Origin of the sequence: Microbacterium sp. 11MF, assembly GCF_000383475.1 — a bacterium.
GTDB classification, from domain to species: Bacteria; Actinomycetota; Actinomycetes; order Actinomycetales; family Microbacteriaceae; genus Microbacterium; species Microbacterium aquilitoris.
Genome location: NZ_KB911461.1, coordinates 251152 through 266470 on the forward strand (window position 1 = coordinate 251152; position 15319 = coordinate 266470).

The window sequence follows — 15319 nt, forward strand, 5'->3', positions numbered from 1 at the left end:
TGCGGGTTACTTCATCTGTTCGGTGGAGACCGTGTCGATGTTCTTCACGGTCTGCTCGAGCGACTGCTCGCCGTTGAGGTACTTGATCGTCTCGTCCTTCAGCGGCTCGCTGTCGATGGCGAGCCCGGTGTAGCTGTTCTTCAGGCCGTCGACGGTCTGGCGCGCAGCGATCTCGGGGGACTCGGCGATCTCGCCGTTGTAGAGGTCGAACGCGTACGCGTCGTCCTTGTACGTGATGTCGACGCCGTCGATCGCGGGCAGGCAGCCCGAGATCTCGCAGTACTCCTTGTAGTTCTCCGGCTGATACATCCACTTCACGAAGTCGAGGGTCTCCTTCTCGACGCCCGTGCCGTCGTAGGCGACGATCCAGGACGCAGCACCGTAGTTGGTGGAGCGGACCGGCTGCTGCGGCAGCGGCACCGAGACCCAGTCGAAGTCCTTGATGTTGGCCTGGAAGTCGGCGATCTGCCAGACGCCCGACATGTAGCCGGCCACGCGGCCGCTCTTGAAGGTTGCGCTGGGGTCGTCACCGGCGGCCCACACGGCCTTCGGCATGAACCCGTCGTCGTTCAGCTTCTTGAAGTACTCGAGCGCCTTCTCGCCCTCGGCGTCGAGCGCCCAGGTGCCGTCGGACTGCTCGGTGACACCCTGGCTGCCGAACTCGAACATGAAGGCGCGGAGGCGGTGGGCGGAGCTGTCCATGACGGCGCCGAACTCGGCATCCGTCTTGTCGACGACCTCGGTGGCCTTCTGGACGTACTCGTCCCAGGTCCACTCCTGGTCGAGTGAGGTCGGGTACTCGACACCCGCTTCGTCCCAGAGGGTCTTGTTGAGGAACATGCCGACACCGGTCAGGGTCGTCGGGAGCGCCTTGACCTTGCCGTCCTCGGGGTCCTCAACCTGAAGAGCCGGGAGCACCTTGGCGTCCTTGGAGATGTCGGTGAGGTCGAGCATGCGGTCGGTCCAGGCCGGGTCGGCGTCGGGTGCCGCAGCAAGGGCGGGAAGGTCATTGGCCTGCGAGGCGGTGCGGAGGCGGGTGCGGAGGTCGTCGCTCGGGACCTCGACGACCTTGACCTTGACGCCGGTCTCCTTCTCGTACTTCTTGGCGAGCGCGGCGTAACCGCCACCCTGAGCGGCGTCACCGGACTGGACGAACTCGAGGGTGACGTCGTCGCCCCCGCCGCCCCCCGAAGACGAGCAGCCGGCGAGCACGAGGGCTCCCACAGCCGCGGCGATGATGGTGGCGGATCGGATGGTGCGGGAACTCTTCACTGCTTCTCCTTCGCGTGCGCTCTTCGGTGAGCGCGAGGTGAGTCATGAGCGGGTATGTCGGCATTTGTCGGCATGTCATGACAAGGGGTGCTCATAAGGTAACCGGGGACGCTCGGGACGGCAAGCGCTTACCTGTGTCGGATATGTAACGTCTTTGCGACAAGCGCCACTTCCATGATCACCCGGGCTTCGACGTTCGCGCGACCGACGCGGCTGTTGCGCAATCGGATCGCCGATGTCACACTGAGTGGAAAGCGCTTACCCATTCGCCTCCGCGGCGTTCGGGGCAGCCCCGACGCCGCACGCAGAGAAGCAGACAAGGACCTCACCGTGTCAGAGACGACCATCACCGCACCCGCCCCGGCGGCTGCTCCCGCCGCCCCCGCCGTCCGCGAGATCGGCATCATCATGAACGGCGTCTCGGGCCGTATGGGCTACCGCCAGCACCTCGTGCGCTCCATCCTCGCGATCCGCGAGCAGGGCGGCATCGAGCTGCCCGACGGGTCGAAGGTCACCGTCAAGCCGCTCCTCGTCGGCCGCAGCGAGGCGAAGCTCGCCGAGCTCGCCGCGAAGCACGGCATCGAGGACTACACGACCGATCTGGATGCCGCTCTGGCAGACCCGCGCTGGGAGATCTACGCGGACTTCCTCGTCACGAAGGCGCGTGCCACCGCCCTTCGAAAGGCCATCGCCGCCGGCAAGACGATCTACACCGAGAAGCCGACCGCCGAGTCGCTCGAAGAGGCGCTCGAGCTCGCGAAGCTCGCCGCCGAGGCCGGCGTCAAGACCGGTGTCGTCCACGACAAGCTGTACCTCCCCGGCCTCCAGAAGCTCAAGCGCCTCATCGACTCGGGCTTCTTCGGCCGCATCCTGTCGGTGCGCGGCGAGTTCGGCTACTGGGTCTTCGAAGGCGACTGGCAGCCCGCGCAGCGCCCCTCCTGGAACTACCGCGCCGAAGACGGCGGCGGCATCATCGTCGACATGTTCCCGCACTGGAACTACGTGCTCGAGAACCTCTTCGGCGGCGTCAACACGGTCTACGCGCAGGCGGCCGTCCACATCGCCGACCGCTGGGACGAGAAGGGCGAGCACTACACCGCGACCGCCGAGGACGCCGCCTACGGCGTGTTCGAGCTCGAGGGCGGCGTCGTCGCCCAGATCAACTCTTCCTGGACGGTCCGCGTGAATCGCGACGAGCTCGTCGAGTTCCACGTCGACGGCACGCACGGCTCGGCCGTCGTCGGCCTGTTCGGCGCGAAGATCCAGCCGCGCAACGCAACGCCCAAGCCGGTGTGGAACCCCGACCTCGAAGACACCCACGACTACGACGCCGACTGGCAGAACATCCCCGTCAACGACGTCTTCATGAACGGCTTCCGTCAGCAGTGGGAGGAGTTCCTCGTCTCGTACGTCGAGGGAACCGACTACGAGTTCGACCTCCTCGCCGGTGCGCGCGGCGTGCAGCTCGCCGAGGCCGGGCTCCGCTCCAGCCGCGAGGGTCGCAAGATCGAGCTCGACGCGCTGTCGCTGGACTGATCGATGACCGACCTCACCCTGCTCTCGGGGGACGGCGCACTCCGGCGCGTCCCCCTCGTCGACACCTCCGGCTACACCCGGCCCGACGGACCGCTCCGCAGCCGTGTCGCGTACGCGGCGGCGCACGTCGTGCCGAAGACGCACGCCGACAACACCCCGGGTCAACCGGCCGACATCGACTGGGACGCGACCCTCGACTTCCGTCGCAACGTGTACTCGTGGGGTCTCGGCGTCGCCGACGCCATGGACACCGCGCAGCGGAACATGGGACTGGATGCCGCGGCCACCCGCGAGCTGATCTCGCGCTCCGCCGAGGTCGCCCGTGAAGAGGACGGTTCCGTCGCCGTCGGCGTGAACACCGATCACATCGATGAGGAGCGGATCACGCTCGACGAGGTCGTCTCGGCCTACCTCGAGCAGCTCCACTTCACCGAGGAGCAGGGTGCGGGTCCGGTCCTCATGGCCTCCCGTCACCTGGCACGGGTCGCCGAGAGCGCGGCGGACTACCGCCGCGTCTACGACGCCGTGCTGTCGCGGGCCACGGCACCGGTCGTGCTGCACTGGCTCGGCACCGCCTTCGACCCGCAGCTCGCGGGGTACTTCGGGGCGACCGACTGGCAGACGGCATCCGCCGTGCTGCTCGAGGTCATCGAGGCGAACGTCGACAAGGTGGCGGGCGTCAAGATGAGCCTGCTCGACGCGGCCTCCGAGGTCTCCGTGCGCGAGCGCCTGCCCGAGTCGGTGCGCATGTTCACGGGCGACGACTTCAACTACGTCGGCCTCATCGGCGGTGCGGACGTGCCTGACGCCCCGCAGCCGACGCGGGACCCGGCATCCGCTCGTCAGCACTCCGACGCGCTGCTCGGTGCCTTCGCCGCCCTGACGCCGGTCGCCTCCGCGGCGATCCAGGCGCTCGATGCGGGCGACCCGGCGCGCTACCTCGAGGTGCTCGCCCCGACCGAGGCGCTGTCGCGCCAGGTGTTCGCCGCGCCCACGTTCTATTACAAGACGGGCGTCGCCTTCCTCGCCTGGCTCAACGGACACCAGCCCGCGTTCCAGATGGTCGGCGGTCTGCACTCCGCGCGCAGCCTTCCGCACCTCTCGCGGATCGTCGAGCTCGCGAACGACGCGAAGGCGTTCGAACGTCCCGAGCTCGCCGCGGAGCGGTGGAACGGGATGCTGCGACTGAACGGCCTCGACGCGTGAGCGCCGTCGACCCGCGCCTGTCGATCAACCAGGGCACCATCAAGTACGCCGACCTCGCCACCGCGCTCCGCGTGACCGTCGAGGCCGGTGTGCAGTCCATCGGGCTCTGGCGCGAACCGGTGCAGGAGGTCGGTCTCGCGACGGCCGCGTCGATGCTGACCGACTCGGGGCTGCGGTTCTCGACCCACTGCCGGTCGGGCTTCTTCACGATGCCCGAAGGCCCCGCACGGCGCGCGTCGATCGACGACAATCTCGTCGCCATCGACGAGGCGGCGACGCTCGCCGCCGCCGGCGCGCCGGGGTCGACCGCCGTGCTCGTGCTCGTCGCCGGCGGGCTGCTTGAGGGATCCCGCGATCTGATCGGCGCCCGCGAGCGGGTGCGCGACGCGATCGGCGAGCTCGCTCCGCACGCGAAGGCGGCGGGAGTGACGCTGGCCATCGAGCCGCTGCATCCGATGTACGCGACCGACCGCTGCGTCGTCTCGACCCTCGGTCAGGCCCTCGACATCGCGGCGGACTTCGATGCGGATGTCGTCGGTGCGGCCGTCGACACCTTCCACATCTTCTGGGACCCCGCGGTGCTCGACTCGATCGCGCGCGCCGGCCGGGAGGGTCGCATCGCGACGTACCAGGTGTGCGATTGGAAGACTCCGCTCCCCGCAGACGTCCTCCTCAGTCGTCACTACCCGGGCGACGGCGTCATCGACCTGGCCGGACTGACGAGCGCCGTCGAGGCGACGGGATACGACCGCGACATCGAGGTCGAGATCTTCAACGCCGACATCTGGGCGACCGACCCGCTCGAGGTGGTGCGCCGGACCGCGGCGGGGTTCGCGGCATCCGTCTCGCCTTCTCTCGCCGGTCGATGACGCGCGTCCCGTGCTGCCTGAACCGCCGCCCGTAGACTGCGCACCATGACCGACCGCACCCTGCGTCGAGTCGCGCCGTCCGGCGCGGTCACGCTCGACGACGTCGCCCGCGCGGCGGGCGTTTCGCTCGCCACCGCCTCGCGCGCCCTCAACGGCTCGACCCGCAAGGTCGCCGACTCCTACCGGGAGCGGGTCGAAGAGGCCGCCGCGCGGCTCGGATACAGCGCGAACCTGTCGGCCCAGGCGACCGCGCGGGGAACGTCGGCGATCATCGCCTTGCTCGTGGCCGACATCGCCGACCCCTACTTCGGGCTCATCGCCTCAGGCGTCGCCCGCGGTGCCGATGAGGCCGGGCTCGTCGTGACGGTGGCGATCACGGAGCGCGATCCGGAGCGGGAGGTCAGGCTCGTCCGGGCCCTGCGCGGACAACGCCCGCGCGGGCTGATCCTCGCGGCGTCGCGGACCACGGCGGGACCGTCGGCCGAACTGACGCGCGAGCTGGAGCTCTTGAGCGGGATGGGCGGTCAGGTCGTCGCCCTCGGCAAGGGCGCCGGCGATGTGCGCTCCCTCGTCCTCGACAACCGCAGCGGCGCCGAAGCCCTCGGCCGAGCACTCGTCGAGCGCGGATACCGGCAGGCCGTCGTGCTCGCCGCCGAGGAGGGGACCGCCACGAGCGACACCCGACTCGACGGGTTCACCGCCGGTTTCACCGCTGCGGGCGGATCCGCGCCCCGTGTCTACCGCGGCGGGTTCACGCGCGAAGCGGGCTACGAGGCCATGACGCGCGCCCTCGCGGACGGCATCGAGCCCGGGACGGTCGTCTTCGGCATCAGCGACGTCGTCGCCATCGGGGCGCTGACGGCGATGCGCGCCGCCGGGCGCACGGCGGGCGGGGACATCGCCCTCGCCGGCTTCGACGACATCCCCACGGGCCGCGACGTGACCCCGGCCCTCACGACCGTCCGCGTGCCGCTCGAAGAGGTCGGCTACCAGGCGTTCCGCGCGGCGACGGATGCCGAGTGGGAGCCGCACCCGGATGACCTGCGACTCGAGGTGCTGCTGCGCGAGAGCACCCCTCCGCGCGCATGAGCGTCGTCGTCGCGCTGGACAGCTTCAAGGGCTCCCTCCCGGCTGCCGCCGCCGCGGCCGCCTTCGCCGCCGGGTGGCGCGAGGTGGACCCCGCGGCAGAGCTCGTGCTGCGTCCGATGGCGGACGGGGGAGAGGGAACCCTCGACGCGTTCGCCGCCGCCGTCCCCGGCGCCGAGCGACGCCCGGTACGGGTTCGGGGGCCCCGCGGCACCGCCGTCGACTCCTCATGGCTCCTGCTGCCGGACGGCACAGGCGTCGTCGAACTCGCCTCGACGAGCGGGATCGAACTGCTCGGCGACGACCGGCTGCCGTGGGATGCCGACACCACCGGTTTCGGGCAGGCGATCGCCGCCGCCCTCGACGCCGGGGTCACCCGACTCGTCCTCGGGATCGGGTCGTCGGCGTCGACCGACGGCGGCAGCGGGATGCTGCGTGCCCTGGGCGCGCGCATGGTCGACGCCGACGGGCGGGACGTGCCCGCCGGGGCGCGCGGACTCGCGGCCGTCTCGGCCATCGACCTCACGCACGTTCGTCCGATGCCCGCGGGCGGGGTGACGGTCCTCAGCGACGTCACGAACCCGTTGACGGGGCCGTCGGGTGCTGCGGCCGTGTTCGGGCCGCAGAAGGGGCTCACCCCCGCCGACGTCACGGTCGTCGACGGGGTGCTCGAGCGCTTCGCGGCGTGCATCGCCCGTCACGCTCCGGGCGCCGACCCGTTGCTGCCCGGTGCGGGCGCCGCGGGCGGCACGGGCTTCGCCCTCGCCGCCTGGGGCGCGGATCTCGTCCCCGGCGCGGAGCGGGTCGCCGAGCTCGTCGACCTCGCCGGCGCGGTGGCCGCGGCATCCCTCGTCGTCACGGGTGAAGGCTCGTTCGACGGTCAGTCCGCGGCGGGCAAGGTGCCCGCGTTCGTCCACGAGCTCGCGACGTCGCGGGCGGTGCCGGTCGCGGTCGTCGCCGGACGGTTCGGTGCGGATGCCGACACGTCGGGGTTCGCGCACGCTGTCTCGACCACCGAGCTGGCCGGGAGCGCCGCGGCGTCGATGGCCGACCCGGAACGCTGGCTGCGGGATGCCGGGCGGACGCTCGCGAGCCGACGAGGCTGACCGGGGCATCCGATGCTCGCCGGGGAGTGGTCGCGCGCGGAGTGGGCCGCGCATGCCGACGCCCTTCTCGACGCCGCGCGACGGTACGCGACGCCCGGTGGCGGTCGCATCCTCTTCCCAGGAGTCGAGGGCGGGTACGGCCGTGACGTCGACGGACTCGAGGGCTTCGCGCGTACGCTGCTGCTGGCGGGCTTCCGGATCGCGGGGGAGCGCGGCGTCGGTGTCGACGACCTGATCGCGTTCGTGCGCCGCGGTGTCGCCACCGGGGTCGATCCCGGAGCGCCCGACCGGTGGGTGCGGCCGGACGAGCACGGGCAGGCGAAGGTCGAAGCGGCATCCATCGCCCTCGTCCTCGACCTCACGCGGCCCTGGGTGTGGGACACCCTCGACGCCGTCACCCGGCGGCGCGCGATCGAGTGGTTCGCTCCCGTCGTGGGGGACGACACGTATCCGCGGACGAACTGGGTATGGTTCCGCATCGTCGTCGAGACGTTCCTGCGCTCGGTCGGCGGGCCGTGGTCGCCGGACGACATCGCGGCCGACCTCGCCTGCCACGATTCGTTCGTGCGGGAGGACGGTTGGCTGTCGGACGGCGACGAGCGCTCCTACGACCACTACGTGGGCTGGGCGCTGCACGTGTACCCCGTCCTCTGGTCCCGGATGACGGGGGCCGCGGAGCTCGCCGGCGGACGGACGGCGGGTGACGTCGCCCGGCTGGATCGCTTCCTCGACGATGCGCTCGCGCTCGTGGGCGGCGACGGGTCGCCCCTGATACAAGGCAGGAGCCTCATCTACCGGTTCGCGGCTGCGGCCGTGTTCTGGGTCGGCGTCATCGCCGAGGTGCCCTCGCGCTCGCCCGGTCGACTGCGCCATGCGGCGGAGCTCATCGTCCGCCACTTCGCCGAAAGGGGCGCTCCGGACGCCGACGGCATCCTGACGATGGGGTGGCACGGCGAGTGGCGCGCCCTGGCGCAGTCCTACTCCGGACCCGGGTCGCCCTACTGGGCGGTGAAGGGGCTCCTCGGCGTCCTGCTGCCCGCGGATCATCCCGTCTGGACGACGCCCGCCGAGCCGCTCCCCGTCGAGACGGGCGACGTCCTCCGCGCCGTGACCTCGCCGGGCTGGATCGTGTCGGGCACCGCCGCCGACGGCATCGTCCGCGTCGTCAACCACGGCACGGACCACTCCCGCGCGGGCGCGGTGTCGACGGACTCGCCGCTGTACGCCCGCATCGGGTACTCGACCGCGACCGCGCCCCTCCTGGACGCGCAGGCGTGGCGCGATCCGCTCGAACAGTCGGTGACGATGACGGATGCCGACGGTCGCCGCACCCACCGCAGCGGGATGCGGCTGCTCGGGACGCGTGTCGACGACGGGGTCGGGTCCGTCTCGGCGGTGTGGGACGCCCACTGGGTCGAGCCGGCCCCCACGACGCACGTGCACGGGTCGGGGCTCACCGGCGTCGCGAGTCGCGCCGGCCGCATCCGGGTCGATTCGTTCGTCCGCGGCAGCATCGAGGTGCGGGTCGTGCGCGTCGAGGATCGCGCGGAAGGCGCGCTGCGTCTGCGCGTCGGGGGGTGGGCCGTCGCCGGCGACGATCCGACATCGCGCGTGAACGGTGCGGCGGCGGAGGCATCGTCGGGCGGGGTGACCAGCGGCATCCGCTCACTCACCGGCGGAGTCGCCGGTGTGCTGCGCTGGGACGGGGCCAGTCCCCTCGGCGACCGCGCCGTCGTCCCGGTGGTCGACCTCGGTTCGTGTGACGAGGCGATCGTGGTGCTGGATCTGCGCGGCTCCGGCGCGCCGGTGCGGAACGATGCGGTCGTCGAGGTCGAGTCGGACGCAGTGTCGATCATCTGGCCGGATGGACACCGGTCGCGGACACCCCTGCTGTCGGCATAGCGCTCGCATAGCAGTGGGTGCCAGCGGCCCACAAGGCCTGCGTTGCGGGGTCGCCCGGTCCATACAGTTTCGACAACGGGCCGAGTGCAATCCGTTCCCGGCCCCGCACCGAATGCTGTGTAGCACCTGAAAGCGCAACCTGCGGCATCCGTCGCACCAATGGAGGGACAATCACATGACCAGCTCACCCAACCGCCTCGTCGCCGTCATTTTCGGCGCCGTCTACATCCTCGTCGGACTGCTCGGATTCACCGTGACGGCGGGCGTCGGCTTCCTTGCTGACAAGGGTGGCCTCCTGCTCGGCATCTTCATGGTCAACCCGCTGCACAACGTCGCGCACCTCCTGATCGGTGCGGCGCTGCTGATCGGCGGCCTGTCGAACGTCCGCGCCGCCAAGGGCGTCAACCTCGTCGTCGGAGCCGCGTACCTGCTGCTCGGCATCGTGGGCTTCTTCCTCGTCGGCAGCGCAGCGAACATCCTCGCGCTGAACACGGCCGACCACTTCCTGCACCTCGCGAGCGCGATCGTCCTGCTCGGCGTCGGCATCGCCGCCGACAAGCAGGTCCCCACCCGCGCGGCCGTCTGATGTCGCCGTCCGCCCTCGTCCGCTCCTGGCCCGCGCTCGCCGCGTGGGGAGCAGGGCTGGTCCAGCTCGGTCTGAGTGCGGGCGCGATCGTGAAGGGTGCCGATGCCGCCGACCGTGGCATCGGCATCCTGCTCGCCACCGTCGGCGCGGCGACCCTCGCGTGGGGGATGGTGACGCTGGCCAAGGGCCGGCTTGCGACGCCCCGCTCCGGGGTGGCCGTCTCGCTGGTCGGGATCGTCCTGCTGTTCGCGCTCATGCTCGTCGGGCCGGCGCAGGTGAGCATCTACCCCGTGGTGGTCGCCGCGGTTCTGTCACTCGCCGTCGGCGTCGTGTCGGCGGTCGCGCTGCGTCGCGCCGACCGGGGACGACCGAGTCGGCCCACCGCGCGGGCCGCGGCGCGGACGAGCATCGGCGGTCTCATCGCCGGCGCCTTCCTGCTCGCCGGTGTCGTGACACCGGCCCTTGCCGCGACCCCGATCGGCAGCGACGCTCCCGGCGCCTCGGTCAACGAGGTCTTCATGACGGGCCACGGCGGGCACGGCGGGCACTGAGTCCGTCCGGCATCCCGTTGCCCGTCCGGGCGACGGATTCGGAGATCTTCGCCGGATTCGGATGAGAACGGGGAAACCGGTCCGAATCCGAGCGCAACATCCGAATCCGAGCCCCGGTAGGCCGCGCACACACGAAACGCCCCGGCGCCACATCGGCACCGGGGCGTTCTCGTGTGCGTCTTACAGGCCGCGCGCGAGGCGGTAGTAGGCCTGGTTCCAGCGGAGTTCCTTCTGGAAGCCGCGCACCGTCGTGTCCTCGTCGATGACGAGCAGCTCGGTGCCGGCGATGTCGGCGAAGTCGCGGAACACCTCGATGCCCACGGCCGTCGTCATGACGGTGTGGTGCGCGGCGCCCGCAGCGAGCCAGCAGGATGCCGAGGTCGCGAAGTCCGGCGACGGCTTCCAGACCGCGCGACCCACCGGCAGCTTAGGCAGGTCGGGGGCGTCGACGTTCTCGACGACGTTCGCGACGAGGCGGAACCGGTCGCGCATGTCGCTCATCGCGACGACGAGCGCGGGGCCCGCATCGGCCGTGAAGACCAGGCGCACGGGGTCGGCCTTGCCGCCGATCCCGAGCTCGTGCACCTCGAGGCGCGGCTTGGACGTCGTCAGGGTCGGCGACACCTCGAGCATGTGGGCGCCGAGGATCCGCTCGTTGCCGGGAACCAGGTCGTAGGTGTAGTCCTCCATGAGGCTCGCCCCACCGGGGAGCCCCGAGCCCATGACGTTCGCGACGCGCACGAGGATCGCCGTCTTCCAGTCGCCCTCGGCGCCGAAGCCGTAGCCCTCGGCCATGAGGCGCTGCACGGCGAGGCCGGGCAGCTGCGTGAGCGCGCCGAGGTCCTCGAACGACGTCGTGAACGCCCCGAAGCCGCCGGCCTCGAGGAACGACCGCAGCCCGATCTCGATCGCCGCGCCGTCGCGCAGCGACTGGTGCCGCTCGGCGCCCGGCAGCAGCTCGGGCGCCACGTCGTACGAGGCGACGTACTCCTCGACGAGCGCGTCGATCTGCGCCTCGGATGCCTGGGCCACGGCATCCGCCAACTCGTTCACGCCCCACGTGTTGACCTGCACGCCGAACTGCAGCTCGGCTTCGGTCTTGTCGCCCTCGGTGACCGCGACGTAGCGCATGTTGTCGCCGAAGCGGGCGAGCTTGAGGGTCTTGACGGCCTGCCAGCCCGCGGCGGCGCGCTCCCAGTCCTCGATCTGCTGCAGGACGACGGGGTTCGAGACATGTCCGACGACGGTCTTGCGCGCGACGCCCAGGCGCGTCTGGATGTACCCGAACTCGCGGTCGCCGTGGGCGGCCTGGTTGAGGTTCATGAAGTCGAAGTCGATGTCGTTCCACGGCAGCTCGACGTTGGCCTGCGTGTGCAGGTGCAGGAGGGGCTTGCGGAGCGCGTCGAGACCCGTGATCCACATTTTCGCGGGGCTGAAGGTGTGCATCCACGCGATGACGCCGATCACCGAGTCGTCGGCGTTGGCGTCGAGGGCGAGCCGCTTGATCGAGTCCGAGTCCTTCAGGACAGGCTTCCACTCGACCTTCACCGGAAGGCCCGCGAGGCCCTCCGCGACGGCCTGCGACTGCTCGGCGACCTGCCGCAGCGTCTCCTCGCCGTAGAGGTTCTGGCTGCCGGTGACGAACCAGACGGTGTACTGCTCGAGGCTGGTGGAGAGGGTCATGCTGTTCCTTCGTTCGATGAGCGGATGCCGCGCAGCGGCAGAGCGGTGATGGCGGCGCTCTCGACGGCCAGGCCGTCGCGGTAGCGCGCGAGGTAGTCGGCGAACCCGGCGACGTCGGCCGGGTCGGGGTCGGCCGTGACGGAGGCCGCCCCCGCGAAGACCTGGTCGGCGAGGTAGGACGACAGATCGACGGCGTGCGCTGGCGCGGCGTCCCGAGTCGGGAGCACCGTTCCTGCCCCGCGCGGCGCGACCGCGAACGCGGCCAGGACGGCCATGCCCCACGCGCCGCCCTCGGCTGCGGTGTCGCCCACCGTGACGGGGGCATCCAGGGCCCCGGCGAGGAAGCGCTGTGCGACCCCGGCGGTGCGGAACACGCCGCCGTGCGCGAACATCGCGTCGAGCGCGACGCCCTCCTCGGCAAGGGTCTGCATCCCGATCGCGAGCGTCGCGAAGACACCGTAGACCTGTGCGCGCATGACGTTCGCGAGCGAGAAGTCCGCGTCGGGGGTGCGCACCACGAGCGGCCGGCCCTCGTCGAGACCGGCGATCGGCTCGCCGCTCAAGTGGTTGTACGCGAGGACCCCACCGGCATCCGCAGCGCCCTCGAGCGCTTCGCGCAGGAGCGTCTCGTAGACGGCGTCCGTCGTCATCGACTGACCGGATGCCGCGGCGAACCGCGCGAACAGCGACGCGAACGACGCCAGCTCGCTCGCTCCGTTGTTGCAGTGCACCATCGCGACCGGGTCACCGGCGGGCGTCGTGACGAGGTCGATCTCGGTGTGGACGCGCTCCAATGGACGCTCGAGGACCACCATCGCGAAGATGCTCGTGCCGGCGCTGACGTTGCCCGTGCGCGGCGAGACCGCGTTCGTGGCGACCATGCCGGTGCCGGCGTCGCCCTCTGCGGGGGCCGCCACGGCGCCCGGGCGGAGCGTGCCGGTCGGGTCGAGGAGGGCGGCGCCGGCGGCGGTGAGAGTCCCGGCATCCGCCCCCGCGGGAAGGACCTCGGGGAGGAGGTCCGTCAGGCTGCGGCCGGCGAGGAAACTCGCGGCGTGCGCGTCGTACGCCGCGACGCGATCGCGGTCGTAACCGCCGTCGGAGCCGATGGGGAACATGCCCGATGCGTCGCCGACGCCGAGCGCGAAGCGTCCGGTGAGCTTCTCGTGGACCCAGCCGGCGAGGGTGTTGATCTTCGCGAGCGAGGCGAGGTGCGCCTCGTCGTCGAGGACGGCCTGGTGCAGGTGGGCGATCGACCAGCGGAGCGGGATGTTGACGTCCAGCAGGTGGGTCAGCTCGGCCGCGGCGGCACCGGTGGACGTGTTGCGCCAGGTGCGGAACGGCACGAGGAGGTTCCCCTCGGCGTCGAAGGCGAGGTAGCCGTGCATCATCGCGGAGACGCCGATGCCGGCGAGCTCCGTGAGTTCGGCGCCCTGTCGGCGGACGTCGGCGACGAGGGCGGCGTATGCCGCCTGCAGGCCCGACCAGATCGCGTCCTCGGAGTAGGTCCACACGCCGTCCACGAGGGCGTTCTCCCACTCGTGGCTGCCGACGGCCAGCACGGTGGTCGGGTTGCTCGCGTCGACGAGGCAGGCCTTGATGCGGGTCGAGCCGAGCTCGATGCCCAACGCTGCGCCGCCGGAGAAGATGACGCTCATCGGCGGGCGTCCGTGCTTTGGCCGTACACGTTCTGGTACCGGTTGTAGAGGGCGTCGATCTTCTCCTGCGGGATCGGGATCAGCTCGCCCCCCTGCCGCGCGAAGTGCACGGTGCGCGCGGCGTCCTCGCACATCACGGCGGCCTTCACGGCATCCTTCGCGCTGACGCCGATCGTGAACGGTCCGTGGTTCTGCATGAGCACGGCGCGCGAGCGGTGGCCGGTCAGCGTCTCGACGATGCCGCGGCCGATCGAGTCGTCGCCGATGATCGCGAACGGCCCGACCGGGATCGGGCCGCCGAACTCGTCGGCCATGCCGGTGATGACGCAGGGGATCTCCTCGCCGCGCGCGGCCCAGGCCACGGCGTACGGGGAGTGCGTGTGGACGACGCCGCCGACGTCCGGCATGTTCCGGTACACGTAGGCGTGCGCGGCGGTGTCGCTCGAGGGCGAGCGGTCGCTGCCCGGGGTGCCGGGCACGACGGTGCCGTCGAGGTCGCAGAGGATCATGTTCTCGGGCGCGAGGTCGTCGTACGAGACGCCGGACGGCTTGATGACGAAGAGGTCGGTACTGCGGTCTTCACCAACGCGCACGCGTCCCGAGACGTTGCCCCCGGTCCAGACGACGAGGCCGTAGCGGACGAGTTCGGCATGCAGGGCGGAGACGTCCGCGCGGACGGCCGCGATCGCCTCATCGAGATCGGTCATGCGGTTGATGTTACCGGTAACATCTTGCTCGCGCCAGAGCCGGCTCAGTCGGGCGGCGCGGCGCTCGATGCGCGAGCGATGAGCACCGGCTCCGCGACGTCGCCGCGCGCGGGCAGGCCGAGCGCCTCGGCGACCACGCGCTGCGCCTCACCGGCCGTGTCGACGCGCACCGTGGTGAGCGCGGGCGTGTAGAAGGCGGCATCCGCGTTGTCGTCGAAACCCGTGACCGAGACGTCCTCGGGAACCCGCAGGCCCTCGGCGACGAGGCCGGCGATGAGGCCGAGCGCCATCTGGTCGTTGGCCGCCGCGACCGCCGTCGGCCCGTCCGCTCCGCGCACCGCGACGGCCACCTCGCGCGCGATCGAGGCTCCCGCCGCCGCGCTCCAGTCGCCGTGCCAGATCGCCGCGGGACGGATGCCGGCGGCATCCAGCGCGCCATCGACGCCCTCGTCGCGGGCCGTGGCTTCGAGCCAGTCGGCGGGTCCCGCGAGTCGCGCGATGCGCCGATGGCCGAGCGTGACGAGGTGGTCGACAGCGAGCGCCGCGCCGGCGCGCTGCCGGGCGGCGCCCTCACCGGTGTGCAGCGCGGCGAGCGGGGTGTCGCCGGCGACCTGTCGCAGGGCGGGGAGCGTGGCGGTGTGCGGGGCGACGACGATCAGCGCATCGACGCCCTGGGCGAGCAGCCGCTGGGCGGCATCGGTGACGGATGCCGGGTCCGCGGCATCCGCGTAGGTCGTCGCCAACCAGCGGTCCGCCGCCCGCGCCGCCGCGTCGAGCGCGGCGATGCCCGCGCCGGGGCCCCAGAGGGTGGCGTCGGAGGCGACGACCCCGACGGTGCGGGTCGTCGAGGTGCCCAGGGATCGTGCGGCGTTGTTGACGCGGTAGCCGAGTTCCGCGATGGCCGCTTCGACGCGGGCGCGCGTCTCGGGGCGCAGGTTCGGGCTGTCGTTGATGACGCGCGAGACGGTCTGCGTCGAGACTCCGGCGCGGGCGGCGACGTCGCGGACGCTCGCGCGCATCGTCCCGGCCCGTCCCATGGCGCTCACTGTAGCCCTGCCCGCGGCGGCCCCTTGCACGCCGAGTCGCCCGATGTCGAGCAGCGGGAGCTCATCGGCCACCAGGATTACGGTGGAGGATTCACGCCGACGACGGAGGAGGGA

At 71.4% G+C, this 15319-nt stretch carries 13 protein-coding genes; 8 read left to right on the forward strand and 5 right to left on the reverse strand.

Annotation, left to right across the window (positions count from 1 at the left end; translation table 11 throughout):
- Positions 1–6: 6 nt before the first annotated feature.
- The gene (locus tag H286_RS0113270; protein WP_020098549.1) at positions 7–1272 is read right to left on the reverse strand and encodes an ABC transporter substrate-binding protein; all 1266 of its coding nucleotides are present in this window, start codon (positions 1270–1272) and stop codon (positions 7–9) included.
- 408 nt (positions 1273–1680) lie between these two features.
- Here H286_RS0113270 and H286_RS0113275 point away from each other — a divergent pair, with 408 nt between their 5' ends.
- The 8 genes from H286_RS0113275 to H286_RS0113310 all read left to right on the forward strand — a co-directional run bounded on the left by H286_RS0113275 (position 1681) and on the right by H286_RS0113310 (position 10114).
- The gene (locus H286_RS0113275; RefSeq protein WP_036324548.1) at positions 1681–2808 is read left to right on the forward strand and encodes a Gfo/Idh/MocA family protein; all 1128 of its coding nucleotides are present in this window, start codon (positions 1681–1683) and stop codon (positions 2806–2808) included.
- A gap of 3 nt (positions 2809–2811) precedes the next feature.
- Positions 2812–4014: a dihydrodipicolinate synthase family protein gene (locus H286_RS0113280; protein WP_020098551.1), complete on the forward strand. Its 1203-nt coding sequence runs from the start codon at positions 2812–2814 to the stop codon at positions 4012–4014.
- On the forward strand, positions 4011–4883 hold the full coding sequence (locus H286_RS0113285; protein ID WP_020098552.1) for a sugar phosphate isomerase/epimerase family protein: 873 nt from the start codon (positions 4011–4013) through the stop codon (positions 4881–4883). The genes H286_RS0113280 and H286_RS0113285 overlap by 4 nt, the downstream gene beginning before the upstream one ends.
- A 45-nt stretch (positions 4884–4928) precedes the next feature.
- Complete coding sequence (locus H286_RS0113290) at positions 4929–5972, forward strand: LacI family DNA-binding transcriptional regulator (RefSeq protein ID WP_020098553.1); 1044 nt, start codon at positions 4929–4931, stop codon at positions 5970–5972.
- The gene (locus H286_RS0113295; protein WP_020098554.1) at positions 5969–7075 is read left to right on the forward strand and encodes a glycerate kinase; all 1107 of its coding nucleotides are present in this window, start codon (positions 5969–5971) and stop codon (positions 7073–7075) included. The genes H286_RS0113290 and H286_RS0113295 overlap by 4 nt, the downstream gene beginning before the upstream one ends.
- A 12-nt stretch (positions 7076–7087) precedes the next feature.
- A complete protein-coding gene (locus tag H286_RS0113300) occupies positions 7088–8977 on the forward strand; it encodes a DUF2264 domain-containing protein (protein WP_020098555.1) in 1890 nt (629 codons plus the stop codon).
- Positions 8978–9152: 175 nt separating this feature from the next.
- Positions 9153–9563 (forward strand): DUF4383 domain-containing protein, encoded by a 411-nt coding sequence (locus H286_RS0113305; protein WP_020098556.1) that lies wholly within the window; start codon positions 9153–9155, stop codon positions 9561–9563.
- Entirely contained in the window at positions 9563–10114 is a 552-nt protein-coding gene (locus H286_RS0113310) for a hypothetical protein (protein ID WP_020098557.1), read from the forward strand. Before H286_RS0113305 ends, H286_RS0113310 begins: the two co-directional genes overlap by 1 nt.
- 180 nt (positions 10115–10294) lie before the next feature.
- Here H286_RS0113310 and araA read toward each other — a convergent pair whose 3' ends face one another.
- Genes araA through H286_RS0113330 form a run of 4 tightly spaced genes read right to left on the reverse strand, consistent with a single transcriptional unit; the run spans position 10295 to position 15277 of the window.
- Entirely contained in the window at positions 10295–11797 is a 1503-nt protein-coding gene (araA, locus tag H286_RS0113315) for an L-arabinose isomerase (RefSeq protein ID WP_020098558.1), read from the reverse strand.
- The gene (locus H286_RS0113320) at positions 11794–13452 is read right to left on the reverse strand and encodes a xylulokinase (protein WP_020098559.1); all 1659 of its coding nucleotides are present in this window, start codon (positions 13450–13452) and stop codon (positions 11794–11796) included. The genes araA and H286_RS0113320 overlap by 4 nt, the downstream gene beginning before the upstream one ends.
- Positions 13449–14159: an L-ribulose-5-phosphate 4-epimerase gene (locus tag H286_RS0113325; protein WP_020098560.1), complete on the reverse strand. Its 711-nt coding sequence runs from the start codon at positions 14157–14159 to the stop codon at positions 13449–13451. Before H286_RS0113325 ends, H286_RS0113320 begins: the two co-directional genes overlap by 4 nt.
- A 44-nt stretch (positions 14160–14203) precedes the next feature.
- A complete protein-coding gene (locus H286_RS0113330) occupies positions 14204–15277 on the reverse strand; it encodes a substrate-binding domain-containing protein (protein WP_231370970.1) in 1074 nt (357 codons plus the stop codon).
- Positions 15278–15319: the final 42 nt, after the last annotated feature.

Excerpts from the sequence above, each read along its gene's own strand:
- H286_RS0113300 (WP_020098555.1), top strand. The coding sequence starts at position 7,088 with ATGCTCGCCGGGGAGTGGTCGCGCGCGGAGTGGGCCGCGCATGCCGAC.
- araA (WP_020098558.1), bottom strand. The coding sequence starts at position 11,797 with ATGACCCTCTCCACCAGCCTCGAGCAGTACACCGTCTGGTTCGTCACC.
- H286_RS0113325 (WP_020098560.1), bottom strand. The coding sequence starts at position 14,159 with ATGACCGATCTCGATGAGGCGATCGCGGCCGTCCGCGCGGACGTCTCC.
- H286_RS0113295 (WP_020098554.1), top strand. The coding sequence starts at position 5,969 with ATGAGCGTCGTCGTCGCGCTGGACAGCTTCAAGGGCTCCCTCCCGGCT.
- H286_RS0113280 (WP_020098551.1), top strand. The coding sequence starts at position 2,812 with ATGACCGACCTCACCCTGCTCTCGGGGGACGGCGCACTCCGGCGCGTC.
- H286_RS0113320 (WP_020098559.1), bottom strand. The coding sequence starts at position 13,452 with ATGAGCGTCATCTTCTCCGGCGGCGCAGCGTTGGGCATCGAGCTCGGC.
- H286_RS0113305 (WP_020098556.1), top strand. The coding sequence starts at position 9,153 with ATGACCAGCTCACCCAACCGCCTCGTCGCCGTCATTTTCGGCGCCGTC.
- H286_RS0113275 (WP_036324548.1), top strand. The coding sequence starts at position 1,681 with ATGAACGGCGTCTCGGGCCGTATGGGCTACCGCCAGCACCTCGTGCGC.
- H286_RS0113290 (WP_020098553.1), top strand. The coding sequence starts at position 4,929 with ATGACCGACCGCACCCTGCGTCGAGTCGCGCCGTCCGGCGCGGTCACG.
- H286_RS0113310 (WP_020098557.1), top strand. The coding sequence starts at position 9,563 with ATGTCGCCGTCCGCCCTCGTCCGCTCCTGGCCCGCGCTCGCCGCGTGG.